This window comes from Paucibacter sp. Y2R2-4 (genome assembly GCF_025717535.1).
Classification (GTDB): Bacteria; Pseudomonadota; Gammaproteobacteria; order Burkholderiales; family Burkholderiaceae_C; genus Paucibacter_A.
Map to the genome: position 1 here is coordinate 291,467 of NZ_JAJIRO010000001.1, position 21,425 is coordinate 312,891.

Below are 21,425 nucleotides of genomic sequence, written 5' to 3' on the forward strand. Positions count from 1 at the left end.
AATGACTCACCGATCGATTTCACCGAACACGATGTCCATCGTGCCGATGATGGCTACCGCGTCAGCCAACATATGGCCACGCGCCATTTCATCCAGCGCTGCCAAATGGGCAAAGCCTGGGGCGCGAATCTTCAGTCGGTAAGGCTTGTTGGCCCCATCGCTGACCATATAGATGCCGAACTCACCCTTGGGATGCTCCACCGCCGCGTAGGCTTCGCCTTCGGGGACGGGGAATCCTTCGGTGAAGAGTTTGAAGTGGTGGATCAACTCTTCCATGTTCGACTTCATGCCAACACGAGAAGGAGGAGCGACTTTGTGGTTATCGGTGATCACCGGGCCGGGATTGGCGCGCAACCAAGCCACGCATTGCTGGATGATGCGATTCGATTGGCGCATCTCTTCGACGCGCACCACATAGCGGTCATAGGTGTCGCCGTTGGTGCCGACCGGAACGTCGAAATCCACCTTGGCGTAAGCGTCATAAGGCTGACTCTTGCGCAAGTCCCAAGGGATGCCGCAACCACGCAGCATTGGGCCGGTGAAGCCCATATTCAAAGCGCGCTCGGGCGACACCACGCCGATGCCGACGGTACGTTGTTTCCAGATCCGGTTATCGGTCAGCAGCGTTTCGTAATCGTCCACATTGCTGGGGAAGCGATTGCAGAAGTCTTCGATGAAGTCCAGCAGCGTGCCGCTGCGGTTCTCATTCATTTTGGCCAAGGTCTTGGCATTCTTGATCTTGCTGACCTTGTACTGCGGCATGCTGTCCGGCAGATCGCGATAGACACCGCCAGGACGGAAATAAGCCGCATGCATGCGCGCGCCGGAGACGGCTTCGTACATATCGAACAGGTCTTCACGCTCACGGAAAGCGTAAATCAGCACGTTCATCGCGCCGCAATCCAGACCGTGCGCGCCCAACCACATGAGGTGATTCAGCAAGCGCGTGATCTCGGCAAACATCACACGGATGTATTGCGCACGGATCGGCACTTCGATGCCCATCATCTTCTCGATGGCCAGGCAATAGGCCTGCTCATTGGCCATCATCGACACATAGTCGAGACGGTCCATATAAGGCAGCGACTGGATATAAGTCTTGCTCTCGGCCAGCTTTTCAGTGGCACGGTGCAACAAACCGATATGCGGGTCAGCCCGCTGAATCACTTCACCGTCGAGCTCCAAGACCAAGCGCAGCACACCGTGCGCAGCCGGGTGCTGAGGACCGAAATTCAGCGTGTAGTTCTTGATTTCAGCCATGAATCAGATACCACCGTAGTTTTCTTCGCGGATGATGCGCGGCGTGATTTCACGCGGCTCAATCGTCACCGCTTGATAAATCACGCGTTTTTGCTCGGCGTCGTAACGCATTTCCACATTGCCCGAAGTCGGGAAGTCCTTGCGCATTGGGTGACCGATGAATCCGTAATCGGTCAGGATGCGGCGCAGGTCTTCGTGACCATCAAAAATGATGCCGTACAGGTCAAATGCCTCGCGCTCAAACCAGTTGGCGGAGTTCCAAATCGGCGTGATGGCGGCAACGCAAGGAAACGCGTCGTCTGGGCAGTAGACCTTCAGGCGCACACGCCAGTTCTTGTTGACCGACAGCAGATGCGAAGCCACGGCATAACGCAGGCCTTCGTAGCCGCCGTCTTTGTAGCTGCTGTAATCCAGGCCACAGAGGTCAATCAACTGCTCAAAGCGAAGTTCTGGGTGATCACGCAAGGTCTTCGCGACCGACAGATAGTCGGCAGCAGCAACTTCTATGGTGATTTCACCAAACTGATTCTTCAGTTTTTGAATCTTGTCGCCAAGGACAGACTCAAGTGCGGCTTGCAGGGTGGCAAGTTTGCTCATCGGTACTTGTTCCTTCAGCGCGCAATCGTGTTTTCACGACGAATCTTGGCCTGCAATTGCAGGATGCCGTACAGCAAGGCCTCGGCCGTTGGTGGGCAGCCAGGCACATAAACATCGACCGGCACGATGCGATCGCAACCGCGCACGACCGAATAGCTGTAGTGGTAGTAACCACCGCCATTGGCACAGGAACCCATCGAGAGCACCCAACGCGGCTCGGCCATCTGGTCGTAGACCTTGCGCAAAGCGGGTGCCATCTTGTTGCACAGCGTGCCGGCAACAATCATCAAATCGCTCTGACGAGGGCTGGGGCGGAACAACATGCCGAAACGGTCGATGTCATAACGCGCCGCGCCAGCGTGCATCATCTCAACCGCACAACAGGCCAGACCGAAGGTCATTGGCCACAAGGAACCGGTCTTGGACCAGTTGATCAGCTTGTCGACCGAGGTGGTGACAAAGCCTTCTTTTAGAACGCCTTCGATACCCATGAGGTGCGCTTCCGAGTTCTGAGTCTGTCAGCAGACCAGGTGCATCATTCCCAATCCAGGGCGCCTTTTTTCCACTCGTAGGCAAAACCTACGACCAGAATGCCCAGGAAAATCATCATCGACCAGAAACCCACCGCTCCAATCTCGCGCAGAGAAACTGCCCAAGGAAAGAGAAACGCGATTTCCAAGTCAAACAAAATGAACAAAATGGCCACGAGGTAATACCGGACGTCGAATTTCATTCGAGCATCTTCAAAGGCCTCGAAGCCGCATTCATAGGGGGAGTTTTTGGCCGCATCAGGCCGATTTGGCCCAAGCAGAAAGCCGAGCACTTGAGGCGCCACGCCGACGCCGGCGCCGACCAGGATGAAGAGGATGACGGGTAGGTACTGATCCAAGTTCATGGGTGACGCTCTGTCTAGAGCTGCTTTCCGCCTCCAAGCGGTCCACAGCGATTCGAAAAAAGCAACGGGCGCACCGACAGCGATAAATCGCTTACGGACTGCGCCCGCCTGGTCCCCGGCATTGCAATCAAGAATTTCATCCCGACTTACTCCGCGACAGGGCGCTCCGATCAGCATTCTTCGGGCTCCAACCTTGGAATACTAACCTATGTTTTGGTGCCGTCGGCGAGACTCGAACTCGCACAGCTTTCGCCACTACCCCCTCAAGATAGCGTGTCTACCAATTTCACCACGACGGCCAATACTTAAATCTAATCTCGACTTGCTTTATATAGCGAGAGGGATCGCTATCAAGTCAGCCTCGAATTCTATACCGAAATTTCAAGGCCTCTTAGCTGGCAAAAGCAAAATGTTTGCATTTTGTTGACAGAGGCCGACAGGCCACGAGCCCGAAATGCTCGTGTCAGTTTCCTGCAGCAGACGCTGCAACGGGCGCAGGCGCGACCAAGGCCGGTGCGGCGCCAGGAATGGCGGCAGCACCAGAGGCAGCAACAGCAGCAGGTGCTGCACGGTCCAGGATCGTGTCCTTGCTGCTCGCGCCACCGCGGTGATTAGCCAAGTAAGCCATGGCCAAAGTACTGACAAAGAAGATGGTGGCGCAGATGGCCGTGCTGCGCGACAGGAAGTTGGCACTGCCAGTGGCACCAAACAAACTACCCGATGCGCCGCTACCAAACGAGGCCCCCATATCAGCGCCCTTGCCGTGCTGCACCAACACCAAGCCAATCATGGCCAAAGCACTCAGCAACTGCAAAACCAAGACCAAATTCATCCAAACTTGCATTTCAAACACTCCAAAAATTCTTGATCTTTTGGCCTCGACTTGCGAGACCCCAAGCTCGGCAAAAGGCTCCGAGGCCAAACTACAAACTCTTTACATGGCCGCCCGGCAGATGGCGGCAAAGTCCGCAGCCTTCAAGGCCGCACCACCGATCAAACCACCATCAATATCAGCCTGGGCAAACAACTGCGCCGCATTGTCCGGCTTGACGCTGCCACCATACAGAATGCGCATGGTGTCAGCCTTCTGGCTGGCTGCCTGCAACTGCTTGCGCAGCACCGCATGTACGGCCTGGGCTTGCTCGGGGCTAGCGGTCAAACCGGTACCAATGGCCCACACCGGCTCGTACGCCAGCACGATTTCACCGATGCAATGCGTCAGCGTATGGATGACAGCCGCCAACTGCCGCTTCACCACCAACTCGGTTTGACCGGCTTCGCGCTCTGCCAGCGTCTCGCCCACACAGACGATGGGCGTGACGCCATGGGCCAAAGCGGCCTTGGCCTTGTCCGCGACCAACTGATCACTTTCATGGTGATAGGCACGCCGCTCGGAATGACCGACGATGACATAACGGCAACCCAGGTCGGACAACATGGCCGACGAGACTTCACCGGTGTAAGCGCCCTGCTCATGAGATGAGCAATCTTGCGCACCCAACAGCACCTGTTGACCCGTCAGCGTCAAGGCGGTTTCCGTTAGATAAGGAAACGGCACACAAACAGCAACGTCGGCACTCCACGGCCCAGCATCCTTCAATGCACCCAACAGGGCGGCATTCGAGGCTCGGCTGCCATGCATTTTCCAATTGCCAACAACAAGCTTCTTGCGCATTGTCTCTGTCCTTTATTTGTGAATCAGTGCCAGCTCAACACGATCTTGCCGATGTGCTCGCCCGATTCCATCAATGAATGCGCGGCAGCCGTTTGATCCGCAGGCATGCTGCGATAGATCACCGGGCCAATCTCCCGCCGCGACAACAAGGGCCAAACTCGGTCCCTCAAGGCGCGCGCAATGCTCGCTTTGAAAGCCAAAGAGCGCGGCCGCAAGGTTGAGCCGGTCACCGTCAAGCGGCGACGCAGCACCAAGCCAGCATCGAACTTGGCATCAACCCCACCTTGAACGGCAATGATCACCGTCCGGCCATCTTCCGCCAAGCAGCGCACATTACGCTCAACATAGCTGCCCGCGACCATATCCAAAATGACATCAACGCCGCGACCGGCCGTCGCAGCGGCGACTTCCGCAACAAAATCTTGTTGCTTATAGTCAATCGCCAGATCGGCACCCAGCTTCAGACACGCATCAGCCTTGTCGGCATTGCCCACCGTGACCAGCACGCGAGCACCCATGGCCTTGGCCAATTGAATGGCCGTCACGCCGATGCCACTGCTGCCGCCGTGAACCAAGAGTGTTTCGCCTGCCATCAGGCCCGCGCGCTCGAAAACATTGGACCAAACGGTGAAGTAGGTTTCCGGCAAGCTGGCAGCCTCAACCATGCTCCAACCCTCAGGCACCGACAGGCATTGGCCAATCGGTGCTGTACAGAGCTCGGCATAGCCCCCGCCCGCCACCAAGGCGCACACCGCATCGCCGAGCTTGAAGCCCGCCTCAGCCAAGGCCTGCGCATCACCCGCGACGATTCGCCCGGCCACTTCTAGGCCTGGCAAATCACTGGCACCGGCCGGAGCCGGATAAGCGCCCTTGCGCTGCAGCACATCGGGGCGATTGAGGCCAAAGGCCTCCACCACGATCAAGCACTCCCCTGCCCCAGCGATGGGGTCGGGGCGCTCGATCATCTGCAGCACCTCAGGCCCGCCTGGGCGGGTGATGGCGATTGCCTTCATCGGCAGCGACGACTTCGTCTTACTCTGCGTCAGCCGGCGCTTGCACAGGAGCCGAGTCACGGTCGATCAAAGCCTTCATCGACAGCTTGATGCGACCCTTTTCGTCGGTTTCCATGACCTTGACCTTGACGATCTGGCCTTCCTTCAGGAAGTCGGTCACCTTCTCGACGCGCTGGTGGGCGATCTGGCTGATGTGCAGCAGACCATCCTTGCCAGGCAGCAGGTTCACCAGGGCACCGAAGTCCAAGATCTTGGTGATCGGGCCTTCGTAGACCTTGCCGATTTCGACTTCGGCGGTGATCTCGGCGATGCGCTTCTTGGCGTATTCGGCCTTCTCAGCATCGGTCGAGGCGATGGTGATGGTGCCGTCTTCGCCGATGTCGATGGTGGTGCCAGTTTCTTCGGTCAGCGCACGGATGGTGGCGCCGCCCTTGCCGATCACGTCACGGATCTTTTCCGGGTTGATCTTCATGGTGTACAGACGCGGCGCGAACTGCGACACCTCGGTGTTGGCCGTACCCATGGCTTCGACCATCTTGCCCAGGATGTGCAGGCGAGCTTCCTTGGCCTGAGCCAAGGCGACTTGCATGATTTCCTTGGTGATGCCCTGGATCTTGATGTCCATCTGCAGCGCAGTGATACCACCGGTGGTGCCGGCCACCTTGAAGTCCATATCGCCAAGGTGATCTTCGTCACCCAGGATGTCGGTCAGCACGGCGAAACGGTTGCCGTCCTTGATCAGGCCCATGGCGATACCGGCCACGTGGGCCTTCATCGGCACGCCAGCGTCCATCAAAGCCAGGCAGCCGCCGCAGACCGAAGCCATCGACGAAGAGCCGTTTGACTCGGTGATTTCCGACACGACACGCATCGAGTACGGGAAGTCTTCCTTGCTCGGCAGCGCAGCGATCAACGCACGCTTGGCCAAGCGGCCATGGCCGATTTCGCGGCGCTTTGGGCTGCCCACCCGACCGGTTTCGCCGGTAGCAAAGGGAGGCATGTTGTAGTGCAGCATGAAGCGGTCTTCGAACTCGCCAGCCAGCGCGTCAATGCGCTGCGCGTCGCGGTCGGTGCCGAGCGTGGCAACCACCAGCGCCTGAGTTTCACCACGGGTGAACAGGGCCGAACCGTGGGTGCGGGGCAGGATGCTGTTGCTGATTTCGATCGGGCGCACGGTGCGGGTGTCGCGACCGTCGATGCGCGGCTCACCCGCCAGGATTTGGCCGCGCACGATGCGAGCTTCGATCTCGAACAGCATGCTTTCGACTTCGACCTTGTCGAACTCGACGCCGTCGGCCTTCAGGCCAGCCATGACGTTAGCAGTCACGGCGCGGCAGGCTTGCGTACGGGCTTGCTTGTTGCGGATTTGGTAAGCCGCAGCCAGGGCGTCGTCGGCCAGTGCGCCGACCTTGGCGATCAGCTCTTCGTTCTTGGCCGGAGCCTTCCAGTCCCAAGCCGGCTTGCCGGCGTCGCGCACCAACTCGTCGATGGCGGCGATGGCGATACTGCCTTGCTCATGGCCAAACACCACGGCGCCCAGCATGATTTCTTCGCTCAGGCCATCGGCCTCGGATTCCACCATCAGCACAGCAGCTTGGGTACCGGCAACCACCAGATCCATCTTGCTGTTGGCCAACTCGGTCTTGCCGGGGTTCAGGATGTACTCACCATTCACATAGCCCACGCGCGCAGCGCCGATCGGGCCATTGAACGGGATGCCCGAGACGGCCAAAGCGGCGCTCGATGCGATCAAAGCGGCGATGTCGGCCTGAACTTCTGGGTTCAAGGACAGCACATGCACGACGACCTGAACTTCGTTGTAGAAGCCTTCAGGGAACAGCGGGCGGATCGGACGGTCGATCAGGCGGCTGGTCAGGGTCTCCAACTCGCTGGGGCGGCCTTCACGCTTGAAGAAGCTGCCGGGGATCTTGCCGGCGGCGTAAGTCTTTTCCAGATAGTCAACGGTCAGCGGGAAGAAATCCTGGCCGGCCTTGGCTTCGGTCTTGGCAACGACGGTTGCCAGCACCACGGTGCCTTCGATGTTCACCACCACGGCGCCGCTCGACTGACGGGCGATCTCGCCGGTCTCCATCGTGACGGAATGGGGGCCCCACTGGAAGGTCTTGGTGACTTTATTGAACATGCTCATTGTGTGTCTCTCCTCTTGACTGGCAGGCGCACAGGCCCGCGCAGCTGTTTCGATGCGGCTTGCGGTGCCGCTTCACAACCGAGAGTGAGACTGGGTTTGGCGGGATGCCATTCCAAAACATCGCTCGTGCCCGTACCGATTTTTGCGGACTGGGGACCGAGGTATTGGAATGACACAGCAGCGCCACGTCAGCTCAACTCCAATGGATTCTCAAAAGACAAAGAGCCTGTACTGGACATGCAACCCAGACAGGCTCCTTGATCTCACTCGCGAATTACTTACGCAGGCCCAGCTTCTGGATCAGTGCGGTGTAACGCGATGCGTCTTTGGACTTCAGGTAAGCCAGCAAGCTCTTGCGCGTGTTGACCATCTTCAGCAGACCACGACGACCGTGATGGTCCTTCATGTTTGCCTTGAAGTGAGGGGTCAGCGCGTTGATGCGAGCTGTCAGCAGAGCGACTTGGACTTCTGGCGAGCCAGTGTCGTTGGCGCTACGGGCGTTCGATTGAACGATCTCTGCCTTGTTGATATCTGCGACGGACATTTGCGTTCCTTGGTATCGGAATCCGCTGGCAACACAGGCTCAGTGCTCTGGTACGCAGACGGTTTCCATGGTTTTACTTGCGGTCACGGGTGAAACCGACCCGAGCCGTGCCTTGTGCTTTGCGCCTTTTGCCTGAATACCCATCGCGGTGCGAACACTGCAGTCGGCCAAGCTCAGGGCACAAAACTCGTCGATTATAGACCGAATCGATGTTTGCGCCCAGAACCTGAGACGGGCACCAACAAAAGTCGAGTCAACAGGATTTGAAAACCCTCCCCGTAAGGCACGTACCCAAGCGGCACATGCGCCACGCGGGCGCCAGCATATGGCGCTGGAGATCCTCGTTCCAAGAGGCCAAAAACTGTATTTTTCAGAGCCCTTGAAAGGCTTGCGAGCACTACAAACTGAGGAGCCATGGGGGCCGCGCACTGAATGTCTCTTTGCGACAAAGGCCTCTCCAACCTGGAGTCCATCATGTTTGTGATCCCCGTCAGCCGCAATCTGCACCGCCAAGAAGCCGAGTTCACCCGCCAAATCGAACGCATGTTCAAGACCGATGCCGACGCAGTTTCTTTGCGCTCACCGGCCCTGGACGTCAAGGAAACCGAGCACAGCTATGTGCTGCAACTGGACCTGCCCGGCGTCAACAAGGAAGCAGTGAAGATCTCAATCGAAGGTCGCCGCGTCAGCATTGACGCCGAACAAGCCAAACCCGAGCAAACCACAAACGAGGCAGGCCACGCTGCAGGACAAGTCTTGCATCAAGAACGCGCCCTGACCCGCTTCTCGCGCAGCATCGTGCTACCCAAGGAGGTCATTCAATCGGATTCCAAGGCCAAGCTGGAACTGGGCGTGTTGACCTTAACGCTGGCCAAACGACAGCCTGCAGCTGCCAGCCATTTGCCGGTGATGTAAGCCGTCGATCGATTGGGCGTGGGTCTAGCTCGGGTTAGGCTGCGCCCAAGGTCCAGCGCGGCCGTACCGCAAAAGCACCATCGCGCTCCAGCGTCGCCATGCCACGCTGCAGTCGCAAGGCCGCCGCCATCGCGATCATGGCGCCGTTGTCGGTGCACAAACTCAGTTCCGGGTAATGCACCCGAATACCGCGTTTGGCGCAGCTCGCATTCAACTGCTCCCGCAAAGAGGCATTGGCCCCGACGCCACCGGCCACCACCAAGCGCTTGAGGCCGGTTTCTTTCAAGGCCAGCAGCGATTTACGCACCAGCAGTTCGACAATTGCAGCCTGTGTGGATGCCGCTAAATCGGCGCGCTGTTGATCACTCGGTGCATCGCCCAGGCGCTTCACCTGGGTCAGCACCGCCGTCTTCAGGCCGGCAAAACTGAAGTCAGGCTTGCCGCTTTTCAACATCGGGCGAGGCAGGTCAAAAGCCTTGGGGTCGCCCGACAGTGCCAGTTTGGCCAGATGAGGGCCGCCCGGATAAGGCAACCCCAAGAGCTTGGCACTCTTGTCAAAGGCTTCGCCGGCAGCATCGTCAATGGTTTCACCCAGCATTTGATACTGACCCACATCGTCCACCCGCATCAGCTGGGTGTGTCCGCCGGAGACCAACAGGGCCACGAAGGGAAACTCTGGCGCGTCGGCCGACAAAAAGGGCGAGAGCAAATGCCCTTCCAAGTGATGAATCCCCAAGGTTGGCTTGTCGAGTGCCGCCGCCATGGCCACCGCCACACCCGCCCCAACCAACAAGGCACCCGCAAGACCGGGCCCCTGGGTATAGGCAATCACGTCCACGTCACTCAATGCGTGACCTGACTCGGCCAGGACTTCGCGCGTCAAAGGCAAAACCCGGCGAATATGGTCACGCGAAGCCAACTCGGGCACCACGCCCCCATAGGCTTGATGCATGCTGATTTGGCTGTGCAGGGCCTGCGCCAGCAAGCGCGGAGCGCCCGTCTGCGGCACTTCAATCAGCGCGACACCGGTTTCATCGCAGGAGGACTCAAAGCCTAGAACCAGCATGCCGGCCCTCAGTGATTTTCTTTGGCGTGGTTGATCGAGTACTTGGGAATCTCGATCGTCACATCCTTTTGTCCCAAGATGGCCTGGCAACTCAGGCGTGAGTCGGGCTCAAGACCCCAGGCGCGGTCCAGCATGTCTTCTTCGCCCTCTTCCATCTCAGACAGGGATCTGATGCCTTCGCGCACCACCACATGGCAGGTGGTACAGGCGCACACCATATCGCAGGCATGCTCAATCGCGATTTGGTTGTCCAAGAGGGCCTCACAAATCGAGGTTCCGGCAGGCGCGCTCACCGTCGTACCCTCGGGGCAGTATTCGGGATGGGGAAGAATTTTGATGACAGGCATGATGAACTTCTTTCCCTGAACTTAGATTTGCTCGATGCTGCGGCCGGTCAAGGCCTTGTGAATGCCGCGATTCATTCGTGCGGCCGCAAAGGCCTCGGTGCCTTGTGCCAAACGCTCGACAGCAGCATCAATCGCAGCGGCGTCGGTGCCTGCAGCAGCCTCAGACAATGCCTGAAGCAAGCCGGCGATATCGGCTTGCTCGCTCTGACTCAGCAGATCGCCGTCTGCCGCCAAGGCAGAGAGTGTGGCCAGACGCATGCGCTCCGCCTCGACCGAGGCTTCTCGCAATTTGCGGGCTTCCATATCGGCTTCCGCACTGGCAAAGCCGTCTTTCAACATGCCGGCGATTTGATCGTCTGACAGACCATAGCTGGGCTTGACGCTGATGGCCGCTTCGACGCCCGAGATCAACTCCTTGGCCGACACGCTGAGCAGACCATCGGCATCGACTTGGAAGGTCACCCGAATGCGCGCGGCGCCGGCCACCATCGGCGGAATGCCGCGCAACTCAAAGCGAGCCAGCGAGCGACACTCGCTGACCAACTCACGCTCGCCTTGCAGCACATGCACGGCCATGGCCGTTTGGCCATCTTTGAAGGTGGTGAAGTCTTGCGCCTGCGCGACCGGGATGGTGGCATTGCGCTCAATCACCCGCTCGACCAAGCCGCCCATGGTTTCAAGACCCAGCGAGAGCGGAATCACATCCAGCAACAAGATGTCGCCACCCGCTGCATTGCCTGCCAATTGATTGGCCTGGATGGCCGCCCCCAGGGCCACCACCTCATCGGGATTCAAATTGGTCAAGACCTCGCGGCCGAACAAAGCGCCCACCGATGCGCGCACGATGGGCATGCGGGTGGAGCCACCCACCATCACCACACCCTGCACTTCTTCGGCCTTGACCTTGGCGTCGCGCAGCACACGGCGCACGGAACTCAAGGTCTTCGCCACCAAGGGCTCAGCCAAGGCTTCGAACTGCAAGCGCGTCAGTTGAACATCAATGGCGCCAGCGTCCAGTTTCGCCGAAAAGCTAACGCTGTCCGTCGCTGACAGCTGCTCTTTCGCGCGACGCGCCGCTACCAAGACGGCTCGCTTGTCATGCGCACTGTCGGCAGACAAACCCGCCTGCGCAAGCACAGCATCAGCAATCACTCGATCAAAATCGTCACCGCCCAAGGCCGCATCGCCACCGGTGGCCACCACCTCGAACACACCACGACTCAAGCGCAGCAAGGAGATGTCGAAGGTGCCGCCGCCAAGGTCGTAAACGGCGTAAAGCCCTTCGCTGCCGTTATCCAAGCCATAAGCAATCGCGGCGGCGGTCGGCTCATTGATCAGCCGCAGCACATTCAAGCCGGCCAGTTGCGCGGCGTCCTTGGTGGCTTGACGCTGCGCGTCATCAAAATAGGCCGGCACCGTGATGACGGCGCCGAACACATCGTCGGCAAAACTGTCTTCAGCGCGGAAACGCAGCGTAGCCAAAATCTCGGCCGACACCTCAACCGGCGTTTTGATGCCATCGCGCGTGGCCAGCGATACCATGCCGGGCGTGTCTTCAAATTGGTAGGGCAGCTTGTCGAGATTCGCAATATCAGCCAAAGCACGACCCATGAAGCGCTTGACCGACACAATCGTGTTCACCGGGTCTTCAGCCTGAGCATGCAGCGCCGCTGCGCCAATCTGGCGCCGGCCCTCTTCCAGATAACGAACGGCCGAGGGCAGGATCACCTGCCCTTGTTCATCGGGCAAGCACTCGGCCACACCGCTGCGCACCGCAGCAACCAGTGAGTGCGTCGTGCCCAGATCAATGCCGACTGCGATGCGGCGCTCATGAGGATTGGGCGACTGGCCGGGTTCGGAGATTTGCAGCAATGCCATGTTCTTGTTGTCTTTTGAGGGTTCAGCGCGGGTCACGCATCCAGCGCGTCCAGACGCCGCGCAATATCAGCGCGAAACTTGGCGAGGAACATCAGCGCCCTCACCTGCTCGGCAGCGGCCAAAGCATCATTTTGGTGATCGAGCAAGCTTTGCACTTCGGCCAACAACTCAGCTTCACGCGCTGAAATTTGATCATCCAGCGCCTCCACCGCTGAGGCGTCAGCAGCATCGTCGAGCGCCTCACGCCAGCTCATCTGCTCCATCAAAAAGGCGGCAGGCATGCGGGTGTTTTCGTGGGTACGCAAGGGTGCTCCACGCAGTTCGCAGAGATAAGCGGCACGCTTGAGCGGGTCACGCAAGCGCTGATGAGCTTCATTCACTCGCACCGCCCATTGCATGGCGATGCGTTGAGCCGCAGCACCTTCGCTGGCGAACTTGTCTGGATGGACTTGTGACTGCAGCCGCTTCCAGCATGCATCGATATCGGCGCGATTTTGGTCCTGCCGCTGGGGCAAGCCAAAAAGGCTGAAGTCATCGTCATCAAGTCGCATCAGAGGCTCTACGCTTCAAGAAAAAGGCGCAGCTTTCGCCGCGCCCTGGACCGAACACAAAAAGGGGCGCAACTTTACACGCGGAAGGACTCGCCGCAGCCGCAACGGTCTTTCTCGCGCGGATTGCGGAACTTGAAGCCCTCGTTCAGCCCTTCACGCACGAAGTCCAACTCGGTGCCATCGAGGTAGGGCAGGCTTTTGGGGTCGATCAAGATCTTGATGCCATGGCCCTCGAAGACCACATCCTCGGGCGCCACGTCATCGGCGTACTCCAGCTTGTAGGCCAGACCGGAGCAACCGGTGGTCTTGACGCCTAAGCGAACGCCCACGCCCCGGCCGCGCTTGGTGATGTAGCGCGTCACATGGCGCGCAGCAGCTTCGGTCACAGTCACTGACATGCCGGTGATCCCTTATTGGGCTGCTGGTGCTGCGCCGCCATGCTTGGCGCGGTAATCATCCACAGCGGCCTTGATGGCGTCTTCCGCCAAGATGGAGCAGTGGATCTTGACCGGCGGCAGCGCCAACTCTTCGGCGATTTGGGTGTTCTTGATATCCAGCGCCTGATCCAGCGACTTGCCCTTGACCCATTCGGTCACCAGCGAGCTGGAGGCGATGGCGGAACCGCAGCCATAGGTTTTGAACTTGGCGTCTTCGATCAAACCGGTGGCTGGGTTGACCTTGATTTGCAGCTTCATCACATCGCCGCAAGCCGGTGCACCGACCATGCCAGTGCCGACCGAGTCATCGCCCTTTTCGAAGGCGCCGACATTGCGGGGGTTTTCGTAGTGATCAACGACTTTTTCGCTATAGGCCATGATGTTCTCCTGATTCTGTTCGTGCCGGTCTGAGCCTCAACTCAGTGAGCAGCCCATTGAATGGTGCTGAGGTCGATGCCGTCCTTGTACATATCCCAAAGCGGCGACAACTCGCGCAATTTGCCGACTCTGTCCTTCAGGGTCGCAATCGCATAATCAATTTCTTCGACGGTGGTGAAACGGCCGATCGTCATACGCAAAGAGGAATGCGCCAACTCATCGCTGCGGCCCAAGGCGCGCAAGACATAGCTAGGCTCCAAGCTGGCCGAGGTGCAGGCCGAGCCGGACGACAAGGCCAAACCCTTCACGCCCATGATCAGCGACTCACCTTCCACATAGTTAAAGGACATGTTCAGGTTGTGCGGCACCCGGCGCTCAAGGTCACCATTCACAAACACCTGTTCGATGCCGCTCAAGCCATCCAGCAGCCGCTTGTGCAGGGTACGGATGCGTGCGCCCTCTTCCGCCATTTCTTCGCGAGCGATGCGGTAAGCCGTGGCCATACCGACGATCTGATGCGTGGCCAAGGTACCAGAGCGCATACCGCGCTCTTGGCCGCCACCATGCATCTGCGCTTCCAGGCGAATCCGCGGCTTGCGCCGCACATATAGAGCACCAATGCCTTTGGGGCCATAGGTCTTGTGCGAAGCCAAGCTCATCAAATCAACCGGCAGCGTGGCCAGATCGATGGCCACCTTGCCCGTGGCCTGAGCCGCGTCCACGTGGAAGATCGCGCCGCGTTCGCGGCACATCGCGCCGATGGCGGGGATGTCCTGAATCACGCCGATCTCATTGCTGACAAACAGCACCGAGACCAAGATGGTGTCCGGGCGGAAGGCGGCCTTGAGCTTGTCCAGATCAACCAGGCCATTGGCCTCAACATCCAGATATGAGACCTCGAAACCTTGACGCTCCAGCTCACGGCAGGTGTCCAGCACTGCCTTGTGCTCGGTCTTCAGTGTGATGATGTGCTTGCCACGGGTCTTGTAGAACTGCGCAGCACCTTTGAGTGCGAGATTGATCGACTCGGTGGCACCGGAGGTCCAGACGATTTCGCGCGGGTCGGCACCAATCAGGGCCGCCACCTCTTCGCGAGACTTCTCGACAACGGCTTCGGCTTCCCAGCCCCAGGCGTGGCTGCGTGAGGCCGGATTGCCGAAGTGCTCACTCAACCAGGGCACCATGGCGGTAACGACTCGGGGGTCCACGGGCGTGGTCGCGCCGTAGTCCAAATAGATCGGGAAATGCGGGGTCATATCCATTTTTGGCTGGGCTTCTTGCTTGGCTTGATTTCTGTAGAAACGTATTTACTTGGTGAAGGCATTGCCGAGGGCAAAGACCGAATTCGGCGCCGTGATGCGGATGGGTTTCACCACCGGCGTGGAAGAAATGGCGCGCTTCATGGGTGACTCTTCAATCGTCACGCCCTTGGCGACTTGGTCTTCCACCAGCTTTCGCAGCGATACCGAGTCCAAATACTCGATCATCTTGGCGTTCAAACTGGTCCAGAGCTCATGGGTGATGCAGCGGCCGGTGTTCTCGCCCATGCAGTTCTCATGGCCACCGCAACCCGTTGCGTCGATGGGCTCATCGACCGCGACGATGATGTCAGCCACGGTGATTTCACTGGACTTGCGGCCCAGGGAGTAACCACCGCCGGGTCCACGCGTGCTCTCAACCAGTTCATGTCGACGCAGCTTGCCGAACAGCTGTTCTAGATAGGACAGTGAGATTTGCTGGCGCTGGCTGATGGCGGCCAAAGCCACCGGCCCACCGTTCTCGCGCAGGGCCAAATCAATCATCGCAGTGACGGCAAAACGGCCCTTGGTGGTGAGTCGCATCTATCTCTCCTTATGGTCCGAACGACCGGGTGGCCGAGCAAAAACAGTGCAAAAGCAATCAGAAACGCAGCGCAAGACCTTCGCGCCTGAGCCAGACATACCGCCTTGAACTTCAACGAGCGGGTTTACCCTGGATCAATTCCGACCATTTTACTCAATTACTGCCAAGCTTGCTGGAGAGCCCTCAAAAGCAGACCCGAACTACTTGAGGATGTGGTCGTGGACCACCGCGCCAAAGGCTTGCTCGCGCAATTGCGCCAGTTGGTCGCGCACGCGGGCGGCCTTCTCGAACTCCAGATTGCGCGCATGTTCGAGCATCTGCTTTTCCAACAAGGCCATACGCTTGCTGAGGTCCTTCTCGGACATTTGCTCGACCTCGGCCACTTGCAGCAGTTTCTGGTCGTCGCGGCCGCTCTTTTCTGAATAGACGCCGTCGATCAAGTCCTTGATGCGCTTGTTGAGCGCACGCGGCGTGATGCCATGGGTTTCATTGAAGGCCAACTGCTTGATGCGGCGCCGCTCGGTCTCGCCCATGGCCTTCTTCATGGAATCGGTGATGCGATCGGCATACAAAATCGCCTTGCCGCGCAAATTACGCGCAGCTCGGCCTATGGTCTGGATCAAGCTGCGCTCGGAGCGCAAAAAGCCTTCTTTGTCCGCGTCCAAAATCGCAACCAGCGAAACCTCAGGGATATCCAAACCCTCGCGAAGCAAATTGATACCCACCAGCACATCAAACGTGCCGAGGCGCAAGTCGCGCAAAATCTCAACCCGCTCGACCGTGTCCACGTCCGAATGCAGGTAGCGCACCTTGACGCCGTTGTCGCTCAAGTAATCCGTCAGCTGTTCGGCCATGCGCTTGGTCAGCGTGGTGATCAAGACCCGCTCGTTCACCTCCACGCGTTCGCGGATTTCTTGCAAGACATCATCGACCTGATGGGTCGCCGGCCGCACTTCAACCAAGGGGTCGACCAAGCCGGTCGGGCGCACCACTTGCTCGACAATTTGGCCGGAGTTTTCTTGTTCATAATTGCCCGGCGTGGCGGAGACAAACACGGCCTGGCGCATCTTGCGCTCGAACTCATCAAACTTGAGTGGTCGGTTGTCGAGTGCCGAAGGCAGGCGGAAGCCATACTCCACCAGCGTGGTCTTGCGCGCCCTGTCGCCGTTGTACATGCCGCCAAACTGGCCGATGAGCACATGGCTTTCGTCCAAGAACATCAAGGCATCTTTGGCCAGGTAGTCCACCAAAGTCGGTGGCGCCTCGCCGGGTTGTGCGCCTGAGATGTGCCGGGTGTAGTTCTCAATACCCTTGCAGTGGCCCACCTCTTGCAGCATCTCCAGATCAAAGCGGGTGCGCTGCTCCAGACGCTGGGCCTCCACCAGCTTGCCGTCTTGCACGAACTGGCCCAGGCGCTCCCGCAACTCTTGCTTGATGGTTTCCATCGCCGCCAAGACGCGCTCCCGCGGCGTGACGTAATGGCTGCTGGGGTAGACGGTGAAGCGAGGAATCTTCTGGCGAATCTTGCCGGTCAGCGGGTCAAAGAGCTGCAAGGTCTCGACCTCATCATCAAAGAGCTCAATGCGCAATGCCAGCTCCGAGTGCTCGGCGGGGAAGACATCGATGGTGTCACCGCGCACCCGAAAGGCTCCGCGGCTGAACTCCACTTCATTGCGGGTGTATTGCATGCGGATCAGTTGAGCGATCACATCGCGCTGGCCCATCTTGTCGCCGGTGCGCAGCGTCATCACCATCTGGTGATAGTCAGCTGGGTTGCCGATACCGTAAATCGCTGAAACCGAGGCCACGATCACCACATCGCGGCGCTCCATCAAGCTCTTGGTGGCAGACAGCCGCAACTGCTCGATGTGCTCGTTGATGGCGCTGTCTTTTTCAATGAAAAGGTCGCGCTGCGGCACATAGGCCTCGGGCTGGTAGTAGTCGTAATAGCTAACGAAATACTCGACCGCATTGTTGGGAAAGAAATCCCGAAATTCGGAGTACAGCTGCGCCGCCAAAGTCTTGTTGGGCGCAAAGATGATGGCGGGCCGGCCCAGACGGGCAATCACATTGGCCATGGTGAAGGTCTTGCCGGACCCCGTCACGCCCAGCAAGGTCTGAAAACTCAAACCATCGTTCACGCCTTCGACCAGCTTCTCAATCGCGACCGGCTGATCGCCTGCCGGAGGGAAAGGCTGGAACAGCTGGAACGGCGAACCTTCGAAAGTCACGAACTCACCCTTCGGCGCCTCGGCGTTTTCATCGTTTTTGTCTATGAGGGCGGTCGAATCTTGCATAGGGTCATCCCGGAATCAACGCGCATCGCCGCCTAGAATTCGCGGTCTGCGCAACCCGACAGGTTAGCTCAGACGCAGGCTTCATGCCCTCAACCCCGCCCTCACTTGTTGACACCGTTCTGTCAGGAAAGCCGTCCATGTCTTTGTTTTCCGCCGTCGAAATGGCCCCTCGCGACCCGATCTTGGGTCTGAATGAACAATTCAATGCCGACCCCAACCCTGCCAAGGTCAATCTGGGCGTGGGCGTCTATTTCGATGCCGCTGGCAAGCTTCCCCTGCTGAAATGCGTGGCTGAAGCTGAATCTGCCATGTTGGCCGCCCCCAAGGCGCGCGGCTACTTGCCGATTGACGGCATCGCCGCTTACGACAAGGCCGTCCAGGGCCTGGTCTTTGGCGCCGACAGCGCCGTGGTGCAAGACAAGCGTGTCGCAACGGTCCAAGCCATTGGCGGCACCGGCGGTCTGAAAATTGGCGCTGACTTCTTGAAACGCCTCAATCCCAGCGCCAAAGTGCTGATTTCCGACCCCAGCTGGGAAAACCACCGCGCTCTGTTCAGCAACGCGGGCTTCGAGGTCGGCAACTACCCTTACTTCGACGCAGCCAATCTCGGCATCGCGTTTGAAGCCATGTTGGCCGCCTTGAATGCCGCAGCTGTGGGCACCGTGGTGGTGTTGCACGCTTGCTGCCACAACCCAACCGGCTACGACCTGAGCAGCGCGCAATGGGCGCAAGTGGTCGAGGTGGTGAAAGCGCGCGGCTTGGTAGCCTTCTTGGACTTGGCCTACCAAGGCTTTGGCGAAGGCATCCAGGAAGACGGCGCTGTGATTCAGCAATTTTTGGCCGCCGGCCTGGATTTCTTTGTGTCCACCAGCTTCTCCAAGAGTTTCTCGCTCTACGGGGAGCGCGTCGGTGCCTTGAGCGTGGTGTGCAGCTCGGCCGAAGAAGCCGCGCGCGTGCTGAGTCAGCTGAAGATCGTGATCCGTACCAATTATTCCAACCCGCCGACTCATGGCGCGCAGGTGGTGGCGACCGTTTTGTCGACCCCGGCGCTGCGCGAACTGTGGGAAAAAGAACTGGCCGGCATGCGCTTGCGCATCCGCGCCATGCGTGTGGCCTTGGTCGAAGCCCTGCAGGCCGCGGGCGTGCAGCAAGACCTGAGTTTTGTGACGCGCCAAAAAGGCATGTTCAGCTACTCCGGTCTGTCGGCCGCTCAAATGCAGCGCCTGCGTAGCGAGTTCGGCATTTACGGCGTCGACTCGGGCCGCATTTGTGTGGCGGCCTTGAATGAGCAGAACCTGCCCGCCGTCGCTCGCGCGATGGCCACCGTCATCAAAGGCTGAGCGGTCCAGGCCCCAAAGTCAGCAGGCAAGCTTCAATAAATCACCCTTTATTGGGGTTTTGCGAAACATACGCGGCCGAGCGGGCCTCGTAAAATGCTGCAATGCACAAATTCAGGCAAGATAGATCTTGTGCACGACACGCGGGCCCTCCGCCCGCGTTCTTATTGCAAGCAAAGGACAGACGACCATGCTGTATCAACTGTTTGAAACTCAGCGCGCGCTGATGAGTCCTTTCGCGGAGTTCGCGAGTGCGTCGGCCAAGCTCTACAGCCACCCGCTCTCGCCGTTTTCGCATTCGCCGATGGCCCAACGGGTCTCAGCCGGCCTGGACCTGATGCACCGCCTGGGCAAAGACTACGAAAAGCCGGAATTCGGCATTCGCGGTGTGGAAGTCGACGGCGTGGAAGTGGCTGTGCAGGAACTCGTTCCGCTGACCAAACCGTTTTGCCGCCTCTTGCGATTCAAGCGCTACACCGACGATCTAACCGTCCTGTCCAAGATGAAGGACCAACCCACCGTCTTGGTGGTTGCGCCTTTGTCCGGCCACCACAGCACCCTGCTGCGCGACACGGTGCGCCAACTGCTGAAAGACCACAAGGTCTACATCACCGACTGGACCGACGCTCGCATGGTGCCGCTGGAAGAAGGCCCCTTCCATCTGGACGACTACATCGCCTATGTGCAGGAGTTCATTCGCCATATTGGCGCGGACTGCCATGTGATCTCGGTTTGCCAGCCCACCGTGCCGGTGCTGGCCGCCATCTCTTTGATGGCCTCCAACGGCAAACAAACGCCGCGCTCCATGACCATGATGGGCGGCCCCATTGACGCCCGCAAGAGCCCTACCGCGGTCAACAACCTGGCCATGAACCGCAGCTTCAACTGGTTTGAGTCGAACGTGATCTACCGGGTGCCAACCAATTTCCCGGGTGCATCGCGGGCGGTTTACCCTGGCTTTTTGCAGCACACCGGTTTTGTGGCCATGAACCCAGACCGCCATCTGAGCTCGCACTACGACTACTTCCTCGACCTGGTGCGTGGCGACGATGATGGCGCCGACTCGCACCGCCAGTTCTACGACGAGTACAACGCGGTGCTGGACATGCCGGCCGAGTATTACCTCGACACCATCAAAACCGTGTTCCAGGACTTTGCGCTGGTCAACGGCACCTGGATCGTGAAGGGCCAGCTGGTTCGTCCGCAAGACATCACCGGCACTGCCCTGCTGACGGTGGAAGGCGAATTGGACGATATCTCTGGCGCTGGGCAAACTCGTGCTGCCCATGAGCTTTGCTCAGGTATTTCGAGTGATCACCAGTACCACTACGACGCCATCGGTGCCGGCCACTACGGCATTTTCTCGGGCCGTCGTTGGCGCGAAAAGGTCTATCCCGAAGTTCAAAAGTTCATCGCCAGCTACGACCGGCCTGATGCGCTGAGCTCGGAAGCCAAGGCAAGCCCAGCGGCAAAGACCCGCAGCGCTGCGCAAAAAACGTCGCGCAGCAAGCAGGCTTGAGTGTAGGTTCTTTGACTTGAAAGAAAGTACTCTTGTCGCTTCAGAGCCCTTGCGGTCTTTGATTGCAAGCCTCGATGCGGCCTTGCCGCAAACCCAGTGCACCCGCTGCGGCTACCCTGATTGCCACAGCTATGCCGAAGCCGTGGCTAAGCAAGAAGCGGCCATCAACCAATGCCCGCCGGGCGGCGCCGAGGGCATTCGGCGGCTTGCTGTATTGACGGGCTTGCCGACTCTGCCCTTGAGTGCTGAACATGGCCAAGAAGGGCCGCTCAAGCTGGCGGTGATTGATGAAAGCTGGTGCATCGGCTGCACCCTGTGCATCAAGGCCTGCCCGGTGGACTGCATTGTGGGCGCGCCCAAGCAAATGCACTTGATCGTCAATGAACAGTGCACCGGTTGCGAGCTCTGTGTGCCGGCCTGCCCGGTGGACTGCATTTCAATGGTCGAGCTTCAGCCAACGCTCACCGCTTGGGATGCCTGGAGCCCAGCACAGGCCGAACAGGCACGCGGCCGCTACCAGTTCCACCAACTGAAGCGCAGCCGCGAGACCCGTGAAAACGAGGCCCGCTTGCAGGCCAAGGCTGAGGCCAAGTTGGCCCATCTTGAAGAAGCGTCCAAGATCACCGATCCGCAAGAGCTGGACCGCAAGCGTGCGGTGATTGAAGCCGCTCTGGCGCGAGCAAGAGCCAAACGCCACGGCTAAGCCGGACTGAACATTTGGCGAT

The 21,425-nt window shown here is 59.1% G+C and carries 22 protein-coding genes and 1 tRNA gene; 4 read left to right on the forward strand and 19 right to left on the reverse strand.

Translation table 11 applies throughout. The features are described from left to right. Positions 1–6: 6 nt before the first annotated feature. The 10 genes from LNV06_RS01155 to rpsO form a co-directional block, all read right to left on the reverse strand. Positions 7–1,260, reverse strand: coding sequence for an NADH-quinone oxidoreductase subunit D (locus tag LNV06_RS01155; RefSeq protein ID WP_263536413.1), 1,254 nt, complete (start codon positions 1,258–1,260; stop codon positions 7–9). 3 nt (positions 1,261–1,263) lie between these two features. Next, a complete protein-coding gene (locus LNV06_RS01160) occupies positions 1,264–1,857 on the reverse strand; it encodes an NADH-quinone oxidoreductase subunit C (protein WP_263536414.1) in 594 nt (197 codons plus the stop codon). A 14-nt stretch (positions 1,858–1,871) separates the two neighbouring features. Continuing rightward, the gene (locus LNV06_RS01165) at positions 1,872–2,348 is read right to left on the reverse strand and encodes a NuoB/complex I 20 kDa subunit family protein (RefSeq protein ID WP_046113908.1); all 477 of its coding nucleotides are present in this window, start codon (positions 2,346–2,348) and stop codon (positions 1,872–1,874) included. Between the two features lie 44 nt (positions 2,349–2,392). Beyond that, on the reverse strand, positions 2,393–2,752 hold the full coding sequence (locus LNV06_RS01170; protein WP_263536415.1) for an NADH-quinone oxidoreductase subunit A: 360 nt from the start codon (positions 2,750–2,752) through the stop codon (positions 2,393–2,395). A gap of 214 nt (positions 2,753–2,966) precedes the next feature. Next, positions 2,967–3,051: transfer RNA gene (locus LNV06_RS01175), tRNA-Leu, on the reverse strand. A 164-nt stretch (positions 3,052–3,215) separates the two neighbouring features. Continuing rightward, entirely contained in the window at positions 3,216–3,596 is a 381-nt protein-coding gene (gene secG / locus LNV06_RS01180; protein ID WP_263536416.1) for a preprotein translocase subunit SecG, read from the reverse strand. Positions 3,597–3,686: 90 nt separating this feature from the next. Further along, the gene (gene tpiA, locus LNV06_RS01185; protein ID WP_263536417.1) at positions 3,687–4,427 is read right to left on the reverse strand and encodes a triose-phosphate isomerase; all 741 of its coding nucleotides are present in this window, start codon (positions 4,425–4,427) and stop codon (positions 3,687–3,689) included. A gap of 23 nt (positions 4,428–4,450) precedes the next feature. Further along, positions 4,451–5,440, reverse strand: a complete 990-nt coding sequence (locus LNV06_RS01190; RefSeq protein ID WP_263536418.1) for an NAD(P)H-quinone oxidoreductase — start codon at positions 5,438–5,440, stop codon at positions 4,451–4,453. A 19-nt stretch (positions 5,441–5,459) separates the two neighbouring features. Beyond that, positions 5,460–7,589 (reverse strand): polyribonucleotide nucleotidyltransferase, encoded by a 2,130-nt coding sequence (gene pnp / locus LNV06_RS01195; RefSeq protein WP_263536419.1) that lies wholly within the window; start codon positions 7,587–7,589, stop codon positions 5,460–5,462. A gap of 274 nt (positions 7,590–7,863) precedes the next feature. Continuing rightward, complete coding sequence (gene rpsO / locus LNV06_RS01200; RefSeq protein ID WP_263536420.1) at positions 7,864–8,133, reverse strand: 30S ribosomal protein S15; 270 nt, start codon at positions 8,131–8,133, stop codon at positions 7,864–7,866. A 474-nt stretch (positions 8,134–8,607) separates the two neighbouring features. Here rpsO and LNV06_RS01205 point away from each other — a divergent pair, with 474 nt between their 5' ends. Then, positions 8,608–9,048, forward strand: coding sequence for an Hsp20/alpha crystallin family protein (locus LNV06_RS01205; protein WP_263536421.1), 441 nt, complete (start codon positions 8,608–8,610; stop codon positions 9,046–9,048). Between the two features lie 34 nt (positions 9,049–9,082). Here the strand turns inward: LNV06_RS01205 and tsaD are convergent, their stop codons facing one another. From tsaD to uvrB, 9 genes are all read right to left on the reverse strand, one after another. Beyond that, complete coding sequence (tsaD, locus tag LNV06_RS01210; RefSeq protein WP_263536422.1) at positions 9,083–10,114, reverse strand: tRNA (adenosine(37)-N6)-threonylcarbamoyltransferase complex transferase subunit TsaD; 1,032 nt, start codon at positions 10,112–10,114, stop codon at positions 9,083–9,085. Between the two features lie 8 nt (positions 10,115–10,122). After that, positions 10,123–10,461, reverse strand: coding sequence for an ISC system 2Fe-2S type ferredoxin (gene fdx, locus LNV06_RS01215; protein ID WP_263536423.1), 339 nt, complete (start codon positions 10,459–10,461; stop codon positions 10,123–10,125). Positions 10,462–10,482: 21 nt separating this feature from the next. Further along, positions 10,483–12,339 (reverse strand): Fe-S protein assembly chaperone HscA, encoded by a 1,857-nt coding sequence (gene hscA, locus LNV06_RS01220; RefSeq protein ID WP_263536424.1) that lies wholly within the window; start codon positions 12,337–12,339, stop codon positions 10,483–10,485. Between the two features lie 32 nt (positions 12,340–12,371). Then, a complete protein-coding gene (gene hscB / locus LNV06_RS01225; protein ID WP_263536425.1) occupies positions 12,372–12,890 on the reverse strand; it encodes a Fe-S protein assembly co-chaperone HscB in 519 nt (172 codons plus the stop codon). A 74-nt stretch (positions 12,891–12,964) separates the two neighbouring features. Beyond that, positions 12,965–13,288: an iron-sulfur cluster assembly protein IscA gene (gene iscA / locus LNV06_RS01230; RefSeq protein WP_263536426.1), complete on the reverse strand. Its 324-nt coding sequence runs from the start codon at positions 13,286–13,288 to the stop codon at positions 12,965–12,967. 12 nt (positions 13,289–13,300) lie between these two features. Then, the gene (gene iscU / locus LNV06_RS01235; protein ID WP_263536427.1) at positions 13,301–13,705 is read right to left on the reverse strand and encodes a Fe-S cluster assembly scaffold IscU; all 405 of its coding nucleotides are present in this window, start codon (positions 13,703–13,705) and stop codon (positions 13,301–13,303) included. Between the two features lie 41 nt (positions 13,706–13,746). Then, a complete protein-coding gene (locus tag LNV06_RS01240) occupies positions 13,747–14,967 on the reverse strand; it encodes an IscS subfamily cysteine desulfurase (protein ID WP_263536428.1) in 1,221 nt (406 codons plus the stop codon). A gap of 45 nt (positions 14,968–15,012) precedes the next feature. Further along, positions 15,013–15,546 carry a Fe-S cluster assembly transcription factor gene (locus tag LNV06_RS01245; protein ID WP_263536429.1) on the reverse strand — a complete coding sequence of 178 codons (534 nt, stop codon included), beginning with the start codon at positions 15,544–15,546 and terminating at the stop codon, positions 15,013–15,015. Between the two features lie 201 nt (positions 15,547–15,747). Continuing rightward, positions 15,748–17,844 (reverse strand): excinuclease ABC subunit UvrB, encoded by a 2,097-nt coding sequence (gene uvrB / locus LNV06_RS01250; protein WP_263536430.1) that lies wholly within the window; start codon positions 17,842–17,844, stop codon positions 15,748–15,750. A gap of 137 nt (positions 17,845–17,981) precedes the next feature. Here uvrB and LNV06_RS01255 point away from each other — a divergent pair, with 137 nt between their 5' ends. The 3 genes from LNV06_RS01255 to rsxB all read left to right on the forward strand — a co-directional run bounded on the left by LNV06_RS01255 (position 17,982) and on the right by rsxB (position 21,403). Next, a complete protein-coding gene (locus LNV06_RS01255; RefSeq protein WP_263536431.1) occupies positions 17,982–19,184 on the forward strand; it encodes an amino acid aminotransferase in 1,203 nt (400 codons plus the stop codon). Between the two features lie 187 nt (positions 19,185–19,371). Beyond that, the gene (locus tag LNV06_RS01260; protein ID WP_263536432.1) at positions 19,372–20,700 is read left to right on the forward strand and encodes a polyhydroxyalkanoate depolymerase; all 1,329 of its coding nucleotides are present in this window, start codon (positions 19,372–19,374) and stop codon (positions 20,698–20,700) included. 49 nt (positions 20,701–20,749) lie between these two features. Next, positions 20,750–21,403: an electron transport complex subunit RsxB gene (gene rsxB / locus LNV06_RS01265; protein ID WP_263537479.1), complete on the forward strand. Its 654-nt coding sequence runs from the start codon at positions 20,750–20,752 to the stop codon at positions 21,401–21,403. The last annotated feature ends 22 nt before the right edge of the window (positions 21,404–21,425 follow it).

Bases quoted from the DNA above. Each gene is read 5' to 3' on its own strand.
- LNV06_RS01255 (WP_263536431.1), top strand. From the start codon at position 17,982: ATGTCTTTGTTTTCCGCCGTCGAAATGGCCCCTCGCGACCCGATCTTG.
- LNV06_RS01190 (WP_263536418.1), bottom strand. From the start codon at position 5,440: ATGAAGGCAATCGCCATCACCCGCCCAGGCGGGCCTGAGGTGCTGCAG.
- uvrB (WP_263536430.1), bottom strand. From the start codon at position 17,844: ATGCAAGATTCGACCGCCCTCATAGACAAAAACGATGAAAACGCCGAG.
- tpiA (WP_263536417.1), bottom strand. From the start codon at position 4,427: ATGCGCAAGAAGCTTGTTGTTGGCAATTGGAAAATGCATGGCAGCCGA.
- hscA (WP_263536424.1), bottom strand. From the start codon at position 12,339: ATGGCATTGCTGCAAATCTCCGAACCCGGCCAGTCGCCCAATCCTCAT.
- pnp (WP_263536419.1), bottom strand. From the start codon at position 7,589: ATGAGCATGTTCAATAAAGTCACCAAGACCTTCCAGTGGGGCCCCCAT.
- LNV06_RS01165 (WP_046113908.1), bottom strand. From the start codon at position 2,348: ATGGGTATCGAAGGCGTTCTAAAAGAAGGCTTTGTCACCACCTCGGTC.
- LNV06_RS01240 (WP_263536428.1), bottom strand. From the start codon at position 14,967: ATGGATATGACCCCGCATTTCCCGATCTATTTGGACTACGGCGCGACC.
- tsaD (WP_263536422.1), bottom strand. From the start codon at position 10,114: ATGCTGGTTCTAGGCTTTGAGTCCTCCTGCGATGAAACCGGTGTCGCG.
- LNV06_RS01170 (WP_263536415.1), bottom strand. From the start codon at position 2,752: ATGAACTTGGATCAGTACCTACCCGTCATCCTCTTCATCCTGGTCGGC.
- iscA (WP_263536426.1), bottom strand. From the start codon at position 13,288: ATGTCAGTGACTGTGACCGAAGCTGCTGCGCGCCATGTGACGCGCTAC.
- LNV06_RS01160 (WP_263536414.1), bottom strand. From the start codon at position 1,857: ATGAGCAAACTTGCCACCCTGCAAGCCGCACTTGAGTCTGTCCTTGGC.
- LNV06_RS01260 (WP_263536432.1), top strand. From the start codon at position 19,372: ATGCTGTATCAACTGTTTGAAACTCAGCGCGCGCTGATGAGTCCTTTC.
- secG (WP_263536416.1), bottom strand. From the start codon at position 3,596: ATGCAAGTTTGGATGAATTTGGTCTTGGTTTTGCAGTTGCTGAGTGCT.
- fdx (WP_263536423.1), bottom strand. From the start codon at position 10,461: ATGCCTGTCATCAAAATTCTTCCCCATCCCGAATACTGCCCCGAGGGT.
- iscU (WP_263536427.1), bottom strand. From the start codon at position 13,705: ATGGCCTATAGCGAAAAAGTCGTTGATCACTACGAAAACCCCCGCAAT.
- LNV06_RS01205 (WP_263536421.1), top strand. From the start codon at position 8,608: ATGTTTGTGATCCCCGTCAGCCGCAATCTGCACCGCCAAGAAGCCGAG.
- LNV06_RS01155 (WP_263536413.1), bottom strand. From the start codon at position 1,260: ATGGCTGAAATCAAGAACTACACGCTGAATTTCGGTCCTCAGCACCCG.
- hscB (WP_263536425.1), bottom strand. From the start codon at position 12,890: ATGCGACTTGATGACGATGACTTCAGCCTTTTTGGCTTGCCCCAGCGG.
- rpsO (WP_263536420.1), bottom strand. From the start codon at position 8,133: ATGTCCGTCGCAGATATCAACAAGGCAGAGATCGTTCAATCGAACGCC.
- LNV06_RS01245 (WP_263536429.1), bottom strand. From the start codon at position 15,546: ATGCGACTCACCACCAAGGGCCGTTTTGCCGTCACTGCGATGATTGAT.